Source organism: Verminephrobacter aporrectodeae subsp. tuberculatae (genome assembly GCF_026127385.1).
GTDB classification, from domain to species: domain Bacteria; phylum Pseudomonadota; class Gammaproteobacteria; order Burkholderiales; family Burkholderiaceae_C; genus Acidovorax; species Acidovorax aporrectodeae.
This window is the reverse complement of the sequence record NZ_QZCX01000003.1, coordinates 1476950-1498112: the sequence shown is the minus strand read 5'-3', so window position 1 is coordinate 1498112 and position 21163 is coordinate 1476950. Positions and strand designations below refer to the sequence as shown.

The following is a 21163-nucleotide window of genomic DNA, read 5'->3' as shown; positions in this document are numbered from 1 at the left end:
GGTGTTCAGCAGCGCCGCGGTCACCGGCGACCAGTTGGTACTCAGCTTTAGCGACACGAGCAACCTGGAAGCGGACCCGGTCCACAAGCCGGCGAACGGGGCCTTTACGGTGCTTGTCAACGGCGTCGCAAACGCCGTCACCAACGTCACCGTCCAGGCCCAAGCCAAGACCGTCACGCTCACGCTGAGCACGGCGGTCACCCATGGCCAGACGGTCACCGTCGCCTACACCGACCCCACGACCGGCAACGACACCAACGCCATCCAGGACACTGCCGGCAACGACGCGGCCAGCTTCGCGGCCACCGCGGTGACCAACAACACGCCAGCCACCACACCCGGAGCAGACACCACGCCCCCGGAGATCAACACCGCCGTGGTCACCGGCAACCAGCTGGTGCTCACATACACCGAAGCGGGCACCTTGGACGCGGCAGCACTCGAGCAGAACGCCGGCTTTACGGTGAACACCGCCGCAGGCACGGCGGCCATCCGCGTGTGCAGCGCCGTGGTGAACGCCACGGCCAAGACCGTGACGCTGACACTGGACCGCGTCGTGGCCCGCGCGGAGACGGTCAGCGTCAGCTACACCAAACCCGAATCCGGCGCCGTGGTGCAGGACGCTGCGGGCAACGACGCAGCAAACTTCAGCGAAAGGGCGGTGACCAACAACACGCCCGCGGGAGCAGACACCACGCCCCCGGTATTCAGCAGCGCCACGGTCAACGGCGACAAGCTGGTGATCAGTTACACCGAACAGAACAGCTTGGCCGACGTAGCGCTGTCGGGCACTGGAGGCTTCACGATATACATCCACAACAGCAACGGCGAGGCAATGTATCGCTACCACATCCAGAGCGCCGTGGTGAACGGGGCGGCCAATACCGTGACGCTGACACTCGAACAGGTTCCCGTGTACTACGGTGAGCGGATAAGCGTCAGCTACGCCAAGCCCGGATCCGGCAATGTGGTGCAGGACGTGGCGGGCAACCACGCGGCCAACTTCGATGTCATGACCGCGACCAACATCACGCCCGCGCCGGGAGACACCACGCCCCCGGTGTTCAGCAGCGCTACGGTCACCGGCAACCAACTGGTGATCAGCTACACCGACACCAACAGCCTGAACGCGGTGACGCTCGCGGGCAACGCAGGCTATGCGGTGAACACCGCCGCAGGCACGGCGGCCATCACCGTGAGCAGCGCCGTGGTAAACGCCACGGCCAAGACCGTGACGCTGACACTGAGCCGCGCCGTGGCCCGCGCGGAGACGGTGAGCGTCAGCTACACCAAGCCCGTGACCGGCGCCGTGGTCCAGGACGCTGCCCGCAACGACGCAGCGAACTTCAGCGAAAGGGCGGTGACGAACAACACGCCAGCCGCGCTCGGCGTCGAGATCACGCTGGCCGACAACGCACTCACCACGGGCGAGACCACCACCGTCACCTTCACCTTCAACCAGCCCGTCAACGGCTTTGACACCAGCGACATCTCGTGCGGTAGCGGCACGCTGAGCACGCCCACGGCCAACGCCACGCGCACGGTCTGGACGGCCACCTTCACGCCCACGGCCGACGTCAACGCCCCGTCGAATGTCATCCACGTAAACCTCGCCGGGGTAACCAACGCCGTTGGCAACGCCGGCGAGGGTAGAGTCAACGGCCCCAACTACAGCGTGAACACTACCGGACCCGTAGCAGATACCGTGGCCCCGGTGTTCAGCAGCGCCACGGTCAACGGCAACCAGTTGGTGCTCACGTACACGGAAGCCAACAACCTGGACGGGGCAGCACTCGAGCAGAACGCCGGCTTTACGGTCAACACCGCCGCAGACACGGCGGCCATCCGCGTGTGCAGCGCCGTGGTGAACGCCACGGCCAAGACCGTGACGCTGACACTGGACCGCGTCGTGGCCCGCGCGGAGACGGTCAGCGTCAGCTACACCAAACCCGAATCCGGCGCCGTGGTGCAGGACGCTGCGGGCAACGACGCAGCAAACTTCAGCGAAAGGGCGGTGACCAACAACACGCCCGCGGGAGCAGACACCACGCCCCCGGTATTCAGCAGCGCCACGGTCAACGGCGACAAGCTGGTGATCAGTTACACCGAACAGAACAGCTTGGCCGACGTAGCGATATCGGGCTCGGGAGGCTTTTCGGTATACCGCGAAGACTACGTCAACGGCGCGCCAGCGAGAATTGCAGGAGAGTTCACCGTCCAGAGCGTCGTGGTGAATGGGGCGGCCAAGACCGTGACGCTGGCACTCACAGAACGTCCCGTGTACCACGGTGCGCGGGTGACCGTCAGCTACTCCAGGCTCGTATCCGGGCTCGCATCCGGCAATGTGGTGCAGGACGTGGCGGGCAACCACGCGGCCAACTTCGATATCATGACCGTGACCAACATCACGCCCGCGCCGGGAGACACCACGCCCCCGGTGTTCACCAGCGCCGCGGTCACCGGCAACCAACTGGTGATCAGCTACACCGACACCAACAGCCTGAACGCGGTGACGCTCGCGGGCAACGCAGGCTATGCGGTGAACACCGCCGCAGGCACGGCGGCCATCACCGTGAGCAGCGCCGTGGTAGACGCCACGGCCAAGACCGTCACGCTGACACTGAGCCGCGCCGTGGCCCGCGCGGAGACGGTGAGCGTCAGCTACACCAAGCCCGCGACCGGCGCCGTGGTCCAGGACGCTGCCCGCAACGACGCAGCGAACTTCAGCGACCAGGCCGTGACCAACAACACGCCCGCGCCAGCAGACACCACACCCCCGGAGTTCAGCAGCGCCGCAGTCAACGGCGACCAGCTGGTGCTCACCTACACCGAAGCGAACAGCCTGGACGGAGCCGAGCTCGCGGGCAACGCCGGCTTTACGGTGAGCAGCAGCACGGACACGGCGATCACCGTGAGCAGCGCCGTGGTGAACGGGGCGGACAAGACCATCACGCTGACGCTGAGCCGCGCCGTGACCAGCAGTGAGACGGTGAGGGTCAGCTACACCCCACCCGAATCCGGCGCCGTGGTGCAGGACGCCGCAGGCAACGACGCAGTGAGCTTCAGCAACCAGGCCGTGACGAACAACACCCCCGCGCCGGCAGACACCACGGCCCCGCAGCTGATCACCAGCGACGACACGACGCGCCCCAGGGTCAACGGCGACCAACTGGTACTCAGCTTTGACGACGTCAGCGACCTGGACGCGGGTCTGATCGAATCGATCCACGGGGCCTTTACGGTGCTTGTCAACGGCGTCGCGAACGCCGTCACCATCGTCACCATCGATGGACAAGCCAAGACCGTCACGCTCACGCTGAGCACGGCGGTCACCCACGGCCAGACGGTCACCGTGGCCTACGCCGACCCCACGACCGACAACGACGCCAACGCCATACAGGACGCTGCCGGCAACGACGCGACCAGCTTTGCGGCCACCGCGGTGACGAACAACACCCCCGCGCCAGCAGACACCACACCCCCGGAGTTCAGCCGCGCCACGGTCAACGGCGACCAGTTGATGATCAGCTACACCGAAGCGAACAGCCTGGACGGAGCCGAGCTCGCGGGCAACGCCGGCTTTACGGTCAGCAGCAGCAGCACGGACACGGCAATCACCGTGAGCAGCGCCGTGGTGAACGGGGCGGACAAGACCATCACGCTGACACTGAGCCGCGCCGTGACCAGCACGGAGACCGTGACCGTCAGCTACACCAAGCCCGAATCCGGCGCCGTGGTGCAGGACGCTGCGGGCAACGACGCAGTGAGCTTCAGCAACCAGGCCGTGACGAACAACACCCCCGCGCCGGCAGACACCACGGCCCCGCAGCTGATCACCAGCGACGACACGACGCGCCCCAGGGTCAACGGCGACCAACTGGTACTCAGCTTTGACGACGTCAGCGACCTGGACGCGGGTCTGATCGAATCGATCCACGGGGCCTTTACGGTGCTTGTCAACGGCGTCGCGAACGCCATCACCATCGTCACCATCGATGGACAAGCCAAGACCGTCACGCTCACGCTGAGCACGGCGGTCACCCACGGCCAGACGGTCACCGTCGCCTACGCCGACCCCACGACCGACAACGACGCCAACGCCATACAGGACGCTGCCGGCAACGACGCGGCCAGCTTTGCGGCCACCGCGGTGGTCAACAACACGCCAGCGCCGGCAGACACCACGGCCCCGGTAATCAACACCGCCACGGTCAACGGCAACCAACTGGTGCTCACGTACACGGAAGCCAATACCCTGGACGCGGCAGCGCTCGCGGGCAGCGCCGGCTTTACGGTGAACACCGATGCTGCAGGCATGGCGGCCATCACCGTGGGCAGCGCCGTGGTGAACGGGGTGGCCAAGACCGTCACGCTGACACTGAGCCGCGCCGTGGCCCCGGATGAGACGCTGAGCGTCAGCTACACCCAACCCGAATCCGGCGCCGTGGTGCAGGACGCTGCGGGCAACGACGCAGTGGACTTCAGCAGCCGGGTGGTGACGAACAACACCCCCCCGGAGTTGATCACCACCGGTCTCTATGCCCCCAGAGTCAACGGACATGACCTGTACCTCCGGTTCTACGCCGCGAGCAACCTGACCCAGAGTCTCACTGCCCACAGACCGAGCGGCAGCGATTTCACGGTGCTCGTCGATGGCCAAGCCGTCGCCGCCACGGTCAAACAGTATGGAGGCGAAAAAAGGCTGACCCTGCAACTGAGCACCGCCGTGCTGCAGGGTCAGACCGTGACCGTCTCCTACCGGGACAGCACGCCCACCGACGAGAGTGCCATACAGGACGCAGCCGGCAACCGCCTGCTCAGTTTCCCGACCACGGTGGTGCGCACGGACCTGGACGCCAGGCCCCCGCAGCTGATCACCAGCGGCGACACGACGCGCCCCAGGGTCAACGGCGACCAGCTGACGCTCAGTTTCCGGGACAACAACAACCTGGACGCGACCAACAAGCCGGCCAATGAGGCTTTTGCGGTGCTCGTCGATGGCACCGCCCGGGCCGTCCGCGACGTCGCCGTGAATGCCGAGGCCAAGACCGTGACGCTGACGCTGGCCACGGCGGTCACCCGGGGCCAGTCGGTGAGCGTTGCCTACGCCGACCCCAGACCGGCCTACGACGACACCCACGCAATACAGGACATTTACGGCCAAGACGCGGCCAGCTTTGCGGCCACCGCGGTGACCAACAACACGCCAGCAGACACCACGCCCCCGGAGTTCAGCAGCGCCGTGGTCACCGGCAACCAACTGGTGCTCACGTACACCGAAGCGGGCACCCTGGACGAGGCAGCGCTCGCGGGCAACGCCGGCTTTACGGTCAGCAGCACCACGGGCACGGCGATCACCGTCACCGGCGCCGTGGTGAACGGGGCGGCCAAGACCATCACGCTGACACTGAGCCGCGCCGTGACCAGCGCGGAGACGGTGAACGTCAGCTACACCCAACCCGAATCCGGCGCCGTGGTGCAGGACGCAGCGGGCAACGACGCGGTGAACTTCAGCGACCAGGCGGTGACGAACAACACGCCAGCCCCATCCGCGCTCGGCGTCGAGATCACGTTGGCCGACAACGCGCTCACCAGGGGCGAGGCCACCACCGTCACCTTCACCTTCAACCAGCCCGTCAACGGCTTTGACATCAGCGACATCGTGTGCACCAACGGCACGCTGAGCGCGCCCGTGGCCAACGCCGAGAGCACGGTCTGGACGGTCGCCTTCACGCCCACGGCCAACGTCAACGCCCCGGTGAATGTCATCACCGTAAGCCTCGCCGGGGTGACCGGCGCCGCTGGCAACGCCGGCGCGGGTCGAGTCAGCAGCACCAACTACACCGTAAACACCACCGGAGGCCCCAGCACCGGAGACTCCACCAACGGAGACACCACGCCCCCGGAGTTCAGCAGCGCCACGGTCAACGGCGACCAGTTGGTGATCAGCTACACCGAAGCCAACACCCTGGACGGGGCAGCGCTCGCGGGCAACGCAGGCTTTACGGTGAAAACCGCCGCTGGCGCAACGGCCATCACCGTGAGCAGCGCCGTGGTAAGCGCCACGGCCAAGACCGTGACGCTGACACTGAGCCGCGCTGTGGCCGCAACGGAGACGGTGAGCGTCAGCTACACCAAGCCCGAATCCGGCGCCGTGGTGCAGGACGCTGCGGGCAACGACGCAGCGAGCTTCAGCAGCCAGGCCGTGACGAACAACACCCCCGCGCCGGCAGACACCACGGCCCCGCAGCTGATCACCAGCGACGACACGACGCGCCCCAGGGTCAACGGCGACCAACTGGTACTCAGCTTTGACGACGTCAGCGACCTGGACGCGGGTCTGACCGAATTGATCCACGGGGCCTTTACGGTGCTTGTCAACGGCGTCGCGAACGCCGTCACCATCGTCACCATCGATGGACAAGCCAAGACCGTCACGCTCACGCTGAGCACGGCGGTCACCAGCGGCCAGACGGTCACCGTCGCCTACGCCGACCCCACGACCGGCAACGACGCCAACGCCATCCAGGACATTGCCGGCAACGACGTGGCCAGCTTTGCAGCCACTGCGGTGACCAACAACACGCCGGCGCCAGCAGACACCACGCCCCCGGTGATCGAAACCACCACGGTCAACGGCAACCAACTGACGCTGACCTACACCGACGCGAGCAACCTGGATGTCGTGAACACCGCAGCCGCCTCGGCCTATGCGGTCAGCAGCGCAGGCAATGCGGCCATCAGCGTGCGCAGTGTGGCCGTATCGGCCAAGACCGTGACGCTGACGCTGAGCCGCGCCGTGACCAGCGCGGAGACCGTGACCGTGAGCTACACCAAGCCCACGGGCGGCAACAACGTGGTGCAGGACGCGGCGGGCAACGACGCAGTGAGCTTCAGCGACAGGGCCGTGACCAACAACACGCCTGCGCCAGTAGACACCGCGCCCCCGGAACTGATCACCACCGGCGACTCGCGTCCCCAGGTCACTGGCAACCAACTGGTGCTCAGCTTTAGCGACACGGGCAACCTGGACGCGGATGCGGGCCGCAAGCCGGAGAGCGGAGCCTTTACGGTGCTTGTCAACGGCGTCGCGAACGCCGTCACCATCGTCACCATCGATGGACAAGCCAAGACCGTCACGCTCAAGCTGAGCACGGCGGTCACCAGCGGCCAGACGGTCACCGTCGCCTACGCCGACCCCACGACCGGCAACGACGCCAACGCCATCCAGGACATTGCCGGCAACGACGTGGCCAGCTTTGCAGCCACTGCGGTGACCAACAACACGCCGGCGCCAGCAGACACCACGCCCCCGGTGATCGAAACCACCACGGTCAACGGCAACCAACTGACGCTGACCTACACCGACGCGAGCAACCTGGATGTCGTGAACACCGCAGCCGCCTCGGCCTATGTGGTCAGCAGCGCAGGCAATGCGGCCATCAGCGTGAGCAGTGTGGCCGTATCGGCCAAGACCGTGACGCTGACGCTGAGCCGCGCCGTGACCAGCGCGGAGACCGTGACCGTGAGCTACACCAAGCCCACGGACGGCAACAACGTGATACAGGACGCAGCGGGCAACGACGCAGTGAGCTTCAGCGACAGGGCGGTGACGAACAGCACGCCGCCCGTAGCAGACACCACGGCCCCGGCGTTCATCACCGAGGGAGCGAAAGCACCCAAGGTCAACGCAAGCACACTGGTGCTCAGCTTTGAGGACACGGGCAACCTGGACGCGGACGCGAGCCACACACCGGCCAATGGGGCCTTTACGGTGCTTGTCAACGGCGTCGCGAACGCCGTCACCAACGTCAGCGTCCAGGCCCAAGCCAAAACCGTCACGCTCACGCTGAGCACGGCGGTCACCCGCGGCCAGACGGTCACCGTCGCCTACGCCGACCCCACGACCGGCAATGACGCCAACGCCATACAGGACGCCGCAGGCAACGACGCGACCAGCTTTGCGGCCACCGCGGTGCGCAACGACACGCCGGCAGCAGACACCACGCCCCCGGAGTTCAGCAGCGCCACGGCCAACGGCAACCAGGTGGTGGTGACCTACACCGACGAAAGCAATCTGAGCGATGCCGCGCTCACGGGCAACGCGGGCTTTACGGTCCTCAGCGTTGGTGGCAGTGCCATCACCGTCACCGGCGCCTTGGTGAACGCCACGGCCAAGACCGTGACGCTGACGCTGAGCCGCGCCGTGACCAACACGGAGACGGTGACCGTCAGCTACACCAAGCCCGAATCCGGCGCCGTAGTGCAGGACGCTGCGGGCAATGACGCAGCGAACTTCAGCGACCGGGCTGTCACCAACAACACGCCAACCACGCCAGCGCCAGCAGACACCACGCCCCCGGAGTTCGGCAGCGCCGTGGTCAACGGCGACCAGCTGGTGCTCACGTACATCGAAGCCAACAGCCTGGACGCGGCAGCGCTCACGGGCAACGCAGGCTTTACGGTGAGCAGCCGCACGGGCACGGCGATCACCGTGAGCGGCGCCGTGGTGAGCGGGGCGGCCAAGACCATCACGCTGACGCTGAGTCGCGCCGTGACCAGCGTGGAGGTGGTGAGAGTCAGCTACACCAAGCCCGCGACCGGCGCCGTGGTGCAGGACGCTGCCGGCAACCATGCGGCGAACTTCGACGGAATGATCGCGACCCATGGCACGCCTGCGCCAGCAGACACCACACCCCCGGAGTTCAGCCGCGCGGTGGTCACCGGCGACCAACTGGTGCTCACGTACACCGAAGCGGGCACCCTGGACGCGGCAGCGCTCGCGGGCAACGCAGGCTTTACGGTGAACACCGCCGCAGGCGCAACGGCCATCACCGTCACCGGCGCCGTGGTAAACGCCACGGCCAAGACCGTGACGCTCACGCTGAGCCGCGCCGTGACCCCGACTGAGACGGTGACCGTCAGCTACACCAAGCCCGCATCCGGCGCCGTGGTGCAGGACGCTGCGGGCAACGACGCGGTGAACTTCAGCAACCGGGCGGTGACGAACAACACCTCCGCAGCAGCAGACACCACGCCCCCGGTGTTCAGCAGCGCCGCGGTCACCGGCGACCAGTTGGTGATCAGCTACACCGAAGCCAACACCCTGGACGCGGCAGCGCTCGCGGGCAACGCAGGCTTTACGGTGAGCAGCACCACGGGCACAGCCATTACCGTGAGCGGCGCCGTGGTGCATGCGACGAACAAGACCGTCACGCTCACGCTGAGCCGCGCCGTGACCCGGGCTGAGACGGTCAAAGTCAGCTACACCAAACCCGCATCCGGCGCCGTGGTGCAGGACGCTGCGGGCAACGACGCAGTGAGCTTCAGCGAGCAGGCGGTGACCAACAACAGTCCGCTTGCCAACACCACCGCCACGATCACCCTGGCGGACACCGCGCTCACCGCGGGCGAGACCACCACCGTCACCTTCAGCTTCAGCGAGCCCGTCACCGGCTTTGACGCCAGCGACGTCGTGCTCACCGACGCCAACGGCACGTTGGGCGCACTCACGGCCAACGCCGACGGCAAAACCTGGACGGCCACCTTCACGCCCGCGAACAACGTCGAGGACAGCAGCAACACCATCAGCGTGAACCTGGCTGGCGTGACCAACGCCGCAGGCAGGGCCGGGACCGGCAGCGCCGCCAGCACCAACTACTCCGTGGATACCAAGCGGCCCACCGTGGTCTCCCTCACCTTCGCCAAGTCCAAGCTCAGCGCCGGCGAATCGACCACCGCCACCATCACCTTTTCCGAAAAGCTCAATCGGGACAGTTTCACCCTGAACAAACTGAGCCCTGCGCCCGGAAAAGGCACCTTGTCCAACCTGCGCACCACCGACGACGGTATTACCTGGACGTTCACGCTCACTGCCCCGGCTTCCGGCACATCAGGGCCCGGCATCCTCGGCATCCAGCTGAGCAACGTCACCGACCTCGCGGGCAATACGGGGGTCACGCGGTATTTGAATCAAAGCCCCTACGTCCTTGACTTCGGTCCACCCACTGCCACGATCACCCTGGCGGACACCGCGCTCACCGCGGGCGAAACCACCACCGTCACCTTCACCTTCAGCGAGTCCGTCACCGGCTTTGACGCCAGCGACGTCGTGCTCACCGACGCCAACGGCACGCTGGGCGCGCTCACGGCCGACACCGACAACAAGGTCTGGACAGCCACCTTCACGCCAACGGCCAACGTCAATGCCCAGGCGAACACCATCCGTGTGAACCTCTCCGGTGTGACAAACAACGCTGGCAGCGCCGGTACCAGCACCGCCGCCAGCGCCACCTACACCGTGGACACCCGGACGTCGGACACCACGGCCCCGCAGCTGATTACCACCGGCGACCATCGCCCCAAGGTCACCGGCAACCAACTGACGCTGACCTACACCGACGCGAGCAACCTGGATCCCGCGAACACCGCAGCCACCTCGGCCTTTGCGGTCAGCAGCGCAGGCAATGCGGCCATCAGCGTGAACAGCGTGGCGGTATCGGGCAAGACCGTGACGCTGACGCTGAGCCGCGCCGTGGCCACTGCGGAGACCGTGACCGTGAGCTACACCAAGCCCACGGGCGACAACGTGATACAGGACGCAGCCGGCAACGACGCAGTGAGCTTCAGCAACCAGGCCGTGACCCATGGCACCACGGCAGCAGACACCACGCCCCCGGCGCTGATCACCACCGGCGACTCGCGTCCCAAGGTCACTGGCGACCAGCTGGTGCTCAGCTTTAGCGACACGGGCAACCTGGACGCGGACGCGACCCACACACCGGCCAACGGGGCCTTTACGGTGCTTGTGAATGGCGTCGCGAACGCCGTCACCAACGTCACCGTCCAGGCCCAAGCCAAAACCGTCACGCTCAAGCTGAGCACGGCGGTCACCCCCGGCCAGACGGTCACCGTCGCCTACGCTGACCCCACGACCGGCAACGACGCCAACGCCATACAGGATGCCGCCGGCAACGACGCGGCCAGCTTTGCGGCCACCGTGGTGCAGAACAACACGTCGGCAGCAGACACCACGCCCCCGGTGCTGATCACCACCGGCGACCATCGCCCCAAGGTCACCGGCAACCAACTGACGCTGACCTACACCGACGCGAGCAACCTGGATGCCGTGAACACCGCAGCCACCTCGGCCTTTGCGGTCAGCAGCGCAGGCAATGCGGCCATCAGCGTGAACAGCGTGGCGGTATCGGGCAAGACCGTGACGCTGACGCTGAGCCGCGCCGTGACCAATGCGGAGACCGTGACCGTGAGCTACACCAAGCCCACGGGCGACAACGTGATACAGGACGCAGCCGGCAACGACGCAGTGAGCTTCAGCGACCAGGCCGTGACCCATGGCACGTCGGCAGCAGACACCACGCCCCCGCAGCTGATCACCACCGGCGACCATCGCCCCAAGGTCACCGGCAACCAACTGACGCTGACCTACACCGACGCGAGCAACCTGGATCCCGCGAACACCGCCGCCGCCTCGGCCTATGCGGTCAGCAGCGCAGGCAATGCGGCCATCAGCGTGAACAGTGTGGCCGTATCGGGCAAGACCGTGACGCTGACGCTGAGCCGCGCCGTGGCCACTGCGGAGACCGTGACCCTGAGCTACACCAAGCCCACGGGCGACAACGTGATACAGGACGCAGCCGGCAACGACGCAGTGAGCTTCAGCAACCAGGCCGTGACCCATGGCACGTCGGCAGCAGACACCACGCCCCCGGCGCTGATCACCACCGGCGACTCGCGTCCCAAGGTCACTGGCGACCAGCTGGTGCTCAGCTTTAGCGACACGGGCAACCTGGACGCGGACGCGACCCACACACCGGCCAACGGGGCCTTTACGGTGCTTGTGAATGGCGTCGCGAACGCCGTCACCAACGTCACCGTCCAGGCCCAAGCCAAAACCGTCACGCTCAAGCTGAGCACGGCGGTCACCCCCGGCCAGACGGTCACCGTCGCCTACGCTGACCCCACGACCGGCAACGACGCCAACGCCATACAGGATGCCGCCGGCAACGACGCGGCCAGCTTTGCGGCCACCGTGGTGCAGAACAACACGTCGGCAGCAGACACCACGCCCCCGGTGCTGATCACCACCGGCGACCATCGCCCCAAGGTCACCGGCAACCAACTGACGCTGACCTACACCGACGCGAGCAACCTGGATCCCGCGAACACCGCAGCCACCTCGGCCTTTGCGGTCAGCAGCGCAGGCAATGCGGCCATCAGCGTGAACAGCGTGGCGGTATCGGGCAAGACCGTGACGCTGACGCTGAGCCGCGCCGTGGCCACTGCGGAGACCGTGACCGTGAGCTACACCAAGCCCACGGGCGACAACGTGATACAGGACGCAGCCGGCAACGACGCAGTGAGCTTCAGCAACCAGGCCGTGACCCATGGCACCACGGCAGCAGACACCACGCCCCCGGCGCTGATCACCACCGGCGACTCGCGTCCCAAGGTCACTGGCGACCAGCTGGTGCTCAGCTTTAGCGACACGGGCAACCTGGACGCGGACGCGACCCACACACCGGCCAACGGGGCCTTTACGGTGCTTGTGAATGGCGTCGCGAACGCCGTCACCAACGTCACCGTCCAGGCCCAAGCCAAAACCGTCACGCTCAAGCTGAGCACGGCGGTCACCCCCGGCCAGACGGTCACCGTCGCCTACGCTGACCCCACGACCGGCAACGACGCCAACGCCATACAGGATGCCGCCGGCAACGACGCGGCCAGCTTTGCGGCCACCGTGGTGCAGAACAACACGTCGGCAGCAGACACCACGCCCCCGGTGCTGATCACCACCGGCGACTCGGGTCCCAAGGTCACCGGCAACCAACTGACGCTGACCTACACCGACGCGAGCAACCTGGACGCCGTGAACACCGCAGCCGCCTCGGCCTTTGCGGTCAGCAGCGCGGGCAACGCGGCCATCAGCGTGAACAGCGTGGCGGTATCGGGCAAGACCGTGACGCTGACGCTGAGCCGCACCGTGGCCACTGCGGAGACCGTGACCGTGAGCTACACCAAGCCCACGGGCGACAACGTGGTACAGGACGCAGCCGGCAACGACGCAGTGAGCTTCAGCAACCAGGCCGTGACCCATGGCACGTCGGCAGCAGACACCACGCCCCCGGTGCTGATCACCACCGGCGACTCGCGTCCCAAGGTCACCGGCAACCAACTGACGCTGACCTACACCGACGCGAGCAACCTGGATGCCGCGAACACCGCGGCCGCCTCGGCCTTTGCGGTCAGCAGCGCGGGCAACGCGGCCATCAGCGTGAACAGCGTGGCGGTATCGGGCAAGACCGTGACGCTGACGCTGAGCCGCACCGTGGCCACTGCGGAGACCGTGACCGTGAGCTACACCAAGCCCACGGGCGACAACGTGGTGCAGGACACTGCCGGCAACGACGCAGTGAGCTTCAGCAACCAGGCCGTGACCCATGGCACGTCGGCAGCAGACACCACGCCCCCGCAGCTGATCACCACCGGCGACCATCGCCCCAAGGTCACCGGCAACCAACTGACGCTGACCTACACCGACGAGAGCAACCTGGACGCCGTGAACACCGCAGCCGCCTCGGCCTATGCGGTCAGCAGCGCAGGCAATGCGGCCATCAGCGTGAACAGCGTGGCGGTATCGGGCAAGACCGTGACGCTGACACTGAGCCGCGCCGTGGCCGCAACGGAGACGGTGACCGTCAGCTACACCAAGCCCGAATCCGGCGCCGTGGTGCAGGACGCTGCGGGCAACGACGCAGTGAGCTTCAGCGACCGGGCGGTGACGAACAACACATCCAGCGCCACCATCCCCAACCCCAACACCCTCACCACCATCGCCAGCGTCGAATGCTCTGACCTCGTCCTTTCCGCTAACGAGACCTGCACCTACACCATCGTCTTCACCAGAGCGGTGGACCCGCTTACCTTCTCCCTTGCTGACCTGAAGACTGTCGGGCCCGGAACGTATGAGGTGATAACCAACAAGGGCGAGTTGTCGAACCTGCGCACCACGGACGGGAACATCACTTGGAAGTTCGACCTGAAGGCCCCGGATTCCGGCAACTCGACTGACAACCTCATCCTTCTGTATATCGAAGACGTGACCGATAAGGAAGGCAGGCGGTGCGGAGGAGGCACTCTGAGCGGCGTGAACGGAGACGGGAGATATCCATTCACCACACACACCTACACCATCGACACCACGGCCCCGGAGATCAACACCGCCACGGTCAACGGCAACCAGTTGGTGCTCACGTACACGGAAGCCAACACCCTGGACGGAGCAGCGCTCGCAGGCAACGCCGGCTATGCGGTGAACAACGCCGCAGGCACGGCGGCCATCACCGTGAGCAGCGCCGTGGTGAACGCCACGACCAAGACCGTGACGCTGACGCTGAGCCGCGCCGTGGCCAACACGGAGACCGTGACCGTCAGCTACACCAAACCCGAATCCGGCGCCGTGGTGCAGGACGCTGCGGGCAACGACGCAGTGAGCTTCAGCAGCCAGGCGGTGACGAACAACACGCCCGCGCCAGGAGACACCACGCCCCCGGTGCTGAGCAGCGCCACGGTCAACGGCAATCTGCTGGAGCTGACCTATACCGATGCGAGCAATCTGGATGCACGCAAGACCGCAGCTGCATCGGCTTTTGAGGTGGGCAGCGTGGGCAATGCGGCCATTCGCGTGGACAGTGTGGCCGTATCGGGCAAGACCGTGACCCTGACCCTGAGCCGCACCGTGGCTGGTGGCGAAACGGTCAAGCTGAGCTACACCACGCCCACGACCGGCAACAACGTGATCCAGGACGTTGCCGGCAACGACGCGCTCGATCTCACGAGCCAGACCGTGAGCAACCTGGTCCCGGACACCACGGCCCCGGTGCTGGGTAGCGCCACGGTCAACGGCAACGTACTGGTGCTGACCTACATTGATGCGGCTGGCCTGGATGCTCTCAAGACCGCAACTTCCTCGGCCTTTGCGGTAAGCAGCGCGGGCAATGCGGCCATCAGCGTGAACAGCGTCACCGTCGCGGGCAAGACCGTGACGCTGGCGCTGAGCCGTGCGGTGGCCGGCGGCGAGGCGCTCAAGCTGAGCTACACCCGGCCCGCGACCGGCGACAACGTGGTACAGGACGCTGCCGGCAACGACGCGGCCAGCTTCACGGACCGGGCCGTGCTCAACCAAGTCCGGGACAGGGAGGCGCCGGTGTTCCACCGCGCCACGGTCAGCGGCAACCAGCTGGTGCTGACCTACACCGACGCGGCTGACCTGAATGCTGAGACGACCGCAGCTGCCTCGGCCTTTGTGGTGGGCAGCATGGGCAATGCGGCCATTAGCGTGAACAGCGTGCTCGTATCGGGCAAGACCGTGACCCTGACGCTGAGCCGCGAGGTGGCTGGCGGCGAGGCGCTCGATCTGAGCTACACCCGGCCCGAGACCGGCGAGAACGTGATACAGGACGCAGTAGGCAACCCCGCGGCCAGCTTCGAGAACCAGGCCGTGAGCAACCTGGTTCTGGACACCACGGCCCCGGTGCTGGGGAGCGCTGTGGTCCAAGGCATCGAACTGGCGCTGACCTACATCGATGCGGGTAATCTGGATGCCGAGAAGACCGCAGCCGCCTCGGCCTTTGTGGTCAGCAGTGTGGGCAATGCGGCCCTTAGCGTCAGCAGGGTGATCGTATCGGGCAAGACCGTCACGCTGACGCTGAGCCGCGCCGTGCTCAGCAGCGAAACGCTCAAGCTGAGCTACACCCGGCCCGCGACCAGCGAGAACGTGATACAGGACGCTGCCGGCAACGACGCGGCCAGCTTCACGGACCAGGCCGTGAACAACCAGGTGGAGGACAAAATGGCCCCGGTGCTGGGTAGCGCCACGGTCCATGGCGACCAACTGGTGCTGACCTACATCGATGTGGGCAACCTGAATGTCGCCAAGACCGCAGCCGCCGCGGCCTTTGCAGTAAGCAGCGCGGGCAATGCGGCCATCAGTGTGAACAGCGTGCTCGTATCGGGCAAGACCGTGACCCTGACGCTGAGCCGCGCCGTGGCCAGCGACGAAACGCTCAATCTGAGCTACACCCGGCCCGCGACGGGCGAGAACGCAATACAGGACGCTGCCGGCAACGCCGCGGCCAGCTTCACGGACCAGGCCGTGGTCAATCGGGTCCTGGACACCACGGCCCCGGTGCTGGGCAGCGCCACGGTCCACGGTGATGAACTGGTGCTGACTTACACCGATGCGGGCAACCTGGATGCCGGTGCCGGGAAGACCGCAGCCGCCTCGGCCTTTGCGGTCAGCAGCGCGGGCAATGAGGGCATCCGCGTGAATAGCGTGGCCGTCACGGGCAAGACCGTGACGCTGACGCTGAGCCGCAGCGTGGCCGGCGGTGAAGTGCTCAAGCTGAGCTACACCCGGCCCACGACTGGCGAGAACGTGATACAGGACGTGGCCGGCAACGACGCGGCCAGCTTCACGAACCAGGCCGTGAGCAACCTGGTCCCGGACACCACGGCCCCGGTGCTGGGCAGCGCCACGCTCAACGGCAGGCTGCTGGAGCTGCGCTATACCGATGCGGGCAACCTGGATGCCGTGAATACCGCAGCCGCCGCGGCCTTTGCGGTCAGCAGCGCGGGCAACATGGCCATTCGCGTGAACAGCGTGGCCGTCACGGGCAAGACCGTGACGCTGACGCTGAGCCGCGACGTGAGCAGCGACGAAACACTCAAGCTGAGCTACACCCGGCCCGAGACCGGCGGGAACGTGATACGGGACGCGACCGGCAACGAAGCGGCCAGCTTCACGGACCAGGCCGTTCAGGTCCTGGACACCGCGGCCCCGGTGCTGGGCAGCGCCACGGTCAACGGCAGGCTGCTGGAGCTGATCTACACCGATGTGGGAAATCTGGATGCCGTGAATACCGCAGCCGCTTCGGCCTTTGCGGTCAGCAGCGCGGGCAAGGCGGCCATTCGCGTGAACAGCGTGCTCGTATTGGGCAAGACCGTGACCCTGGAACTGAGCCGCGACGTGGCCAGCGACGAAACGCCCACGCTGAGCTACACCAAACCCGCGACCGGTGAGAACGTGATACAGGACGCGGCCGGCAATGACGCGGCCAGCTTCACGGACCAGGCCGTTCAGGTTCGGGACATCACGGCCCCGGTGCTGGGCAGCGCCACGGTCAACGGCAACCAACTGGTGCTGAGCTACACCGATGCGGGCAACCTGGATGCCGTGAATACCGCAGCCGCCTCGGCCTTTGCGGTCAGCAGCGTGGGCAATGCAGCCATTGGCGTGAACCGGGTGCTCGTATCGGGCAAGACCGTGATCCTGACGCTGAGCCGCGATGTGGCCGGCGGCGAGATGCTCAAGCTGAGCTACACCCGGCCGGCGACCGGCGAGAACGTGATACAGGACGTGGCCGGCAATGACGCGGCCAGCTTCAGGGACCGGGACGTTCAGATCCGGGACACCACGGCCCCGGTGCTGGGCAGCGCCACGGTCGACGGCAAGCTGCTGAAGCTGACCTACATCGATGCGGGCAACCTGGATGCCGTGAATACCGCAGCCGCCTCGGCCTTTGTGCTGAGCAGCGCGGGCAATACGGCCATTCGCGTGGACCGGGTGTTCGTATCGGACAAGACCGTGACCCTGCTGCTCAGCCGCAATGTGGTCAGCGGCGAGGCGGTCACGCTGAGCTACACCCGGCCCGCGACCGGCGATATGGTGATACAGGACGCTGCCGGCAATGACGCGGCCAGTTTCACGAACCAGGCCGTGAGCAACAACCGAGCCGGGGACACCATGGCCCCGGTGCTCTACAGCGCCACGGTCCGCGGCAAGCAACTGGTGCTGAGCTACACCGACGCGACGGACCTGGATGCCGTGAGGACCGTAGCCGCCTCGGCCTTTGCGGTCAGCAGCGCGGGCAATGCGGCCATCAGCGTGGACAGAGTGGTCGTATCGGGCAAGACCGTCACGCTGACGCTGAGCCGCGACGTGGTCGGCGGCGAGACGGTCCAGCTGGGCTACACCCGGCCCCCGACCGGCGACAACGTGATACAGGACGCTGCCGGCAACGACGCGGCCAGCTTCACGAACCAGGCCGTAAGCAACCTGGTCCGGGACACCACGGCCCCGGTGCTCGCCATCGCCACGGTCCGCGGCGACAAACTGGATCTGACCTACACCGACGCGGGCAAGCTGGATGCCGATGCCGGGAAGATCGCAGCCGCCTCGGCCTTTGCGGTCAGCAGCGTGGGCAATGCTGCCATCAGCGTGAGCAACGTCAGCGTCACGGACAAGACCGTCACGCTGACGCTGAGCCGCGCCGTGGCCGGCGGCGAGACGGTCAAGCTGAGCTACACCCGGCCCCCGACCGGCGACAACGTGATACAGGACGCTGCCGGAAACGACGCGGCCAGCTTCACGAACCAGGCCGTAAGCAACCTGGTCCGGGACACCACGGCCCCGGTGCTCGCCAGCGCCACGGTCAGCGGCAGACGGCTGGTGCTGACCTACACCGACGTGGGCAAGCTGGATACCGATGCCGGGAAGATCGTAGCCGCCTCGGCCTTTGCGGTCAGCAGTGTGGACAATGCGGCCATCAGCGTGAGCAGCGTGGCCGTATCGGACAAGACCGTGACGCTGACGCTGAGCCGCAGCGTGGCCGGCGGCGAGACGGTCAAGCTGAGCTACACCCGGCCCACGACCGGCGACAACGTGATACAGGACGCGACCGGCAACGACGCGGCCAGCTTCATGGACCAGGCCGTAAGCAACCTGGTCCCGGACACCACGGCCCCGGTGCTGGGTAGCGCCACGGTCAACGGCAGACTGCTGGTGCTGACCTACACCGACGTGGGCAACTTGGATACCGATGCCGGGAAGATCGTAGCCGCCTCGGCCTTTGCGGTAAGCAGTGTGGGCAATGAGGCCATCAGCGTCAGCAGCGTGGCCGTATCGGGCAAGACCGTGACGCTGGCGCTGAGCCGCAGCGTGGCCGGCGGCGAGACGCTCAAGCTGAGCTACACCCGGCCCCCGACCGGCGACAACGTGATACAGGACGCTGTCGGAAACGACGCGGCCAGCTTCACGGACCAGGCCGTAAGCAACCTGGTCCCGGACATCACGGCCCCGGTGCTCGCCAGCGCCACGGTCAACAGCAGACTGCTGGTGCTGACCTACACCGATGTGGGCGACCTGAATGTCGGGAAGACCGCAGCCGCCTCGGCCTTTGCGGTCAGCAGCGCGGGCAATGAGGCCATTAGCGTGAACCAGGTGATCGTGTCGGGCCAGACCAAGACCGTGAACCTGATACTGAGCCGCGAGGTGGCCGGCGGCGAGATGCTCCAGCTGAGCTACACCCGGCCCGCGACCGGCGAGAACGGGATACAGGACGCTGCCGGCAACGACGCGGCCAGCTTCACGGACCGGGCCGTGCGCAACCTGGTCCGGGACACCACGGCCCCGGTGCTGGGTAGCGCCACGGTCAACGGCCTCCAACTGGTGCTGACTTACACCGATGTGACTGATCTGAATGAGGTCAATTTCGTAGCCGCCTCGGCCTTTGCGGTAAGCAGCGCGGGCAATGAGGCCATCAGCGTCAGCGGGGTGGTCGTGTTGGGCAAGACCGTCACGCTGACGCTGAGCCGCTACGTGCACGGTGGCGAAACGGTCAAGCTGAGCTACACCAAGCCCGCGACCGGCGACGAGGGGATACGGGACAGGGCAGGCAACGACGCGGCCAGTCTCACGGACCAGGCCGTGAGCAACTTGGTCAGGGACACCATGGCCCCGGTGCTCCGCAACAACGCCACGGTCCGCGGCGATCTGCTGGAGTTGACCTACGCCGATGCGTCGGACCTGGATGCCGTCAAGACCGCAGCGGCCTCGGCCTTTGTGGTCAGCAGCGCGGGCAATGAGGCCATCAGCGTCAGCGGGGTGTTCGTATCGGGCAAGACCGTGACCCTGGTGTTGGACCGCGACGTGGCCGGTGGCGAAACGGTCACGCTGAGCTACACCCGGCCCCCGACCGGGGACGAGGTGATACAGGACGCTGCCGGAAACGACGCGGCCAGCTTCACGAACCAGGCCGTAGCCAATCTGGTCCCGGACGTCACGGCCCCGGTGCTGGGTAGCGCCACGGTCCGCGGCGACAAACTGGTGCTGACTTACATTGATGTGGCCAACCTGTTCGCTACCAAGACCGCAGCCGTAGCCGTCTCGGCCTTTGCGGTGAGTAGTGCGGGCTATGCTGCCATCCGCGTCGACAGCGTGGTCGCATCGGGCAAGACCGTCACGCTGACGCTGAATCGCCGCGTGAACAGCAGCGAAACGGTCAAGCTGAGCTACACCAAGCCCACGACCGGCGACGAGGTGATACAGGACACGGCAGGCAACCACGCGGCCAGCTTCACGAACCAGGCCGTGGACAACCTCGGAGTTGCATATGCATATGCATCTTCACCTTCACATTCATCTGCACCTGCATCTGCACCTGCACCTGAACCTGAACCCAGAGACTTCAGGGAACCGAATGTGGACAACGACGCCGCGTCCGACGCCCAGGAAAATCGGGCGATCGGCCCCGCGGGTGCTGCAACCGGCGATGGCAACGCAGACGGCATCCAGGACAGGATGCAGACCGCAGTCACCTCCCTGAGCGTGACGACGAGCAGCCACGCCAGCAGCCCGATTACCTTGGTGGTCGGTAGCCAGGAGGGCAAGGTCCATTTCGCCAGCACTGCCCGCATCATCAGCCTGGAGCAAAAGGCGCTCCCCGCGCAGACGCCCCAGACGCTGGAGGCGCCGATCGCGCTGACGCGTTTCCAGGCCACGCTCAAGACTGCCGGCAGCAGAGAGGCCTTTAGCTTGTATGTGGACCCGAAGATCGGCGCCAACGGTTACTGGGTGCAGGACAGCACCGGCACCTGGGTGAATCTGGCGAGCGCGCCTTACGGCGGCAAGATGGTGAACGAAGGCGGGCGGCTGCGGCTGGACTTCTCGATCACCGATGGCGGGGAGTTCGATACCGACGGCCGGGCCAACGGCGTCATTAGCGCCTCCGGCGCCGCAGCGCAAGTGCAACTGTCCATCATCGGGCAGACGTCAGATGTGGTGCGGGACGAGTCCTGGATCTGA

Annotated in this window: 1 protein-coding gene (only partly in view); it reads left to right on the top strand. The window is 66.4% G+C overall.

The window, feature by feature from the left end:
• Positions 1-21163: the 3' portion of a SwmB domain-containing protein gene (locus D5041_RS21605; RefSeq protein WP_265285740.1), read on the top strand. The gene continues 9329 nt to the left of window position 1, outside the view; the window shows 21163 of its 30492 coding nt (coding positions 9330-30492); the start codon falls outside the window, past its left edge; it ends in the stop codon at positions 21161-21163.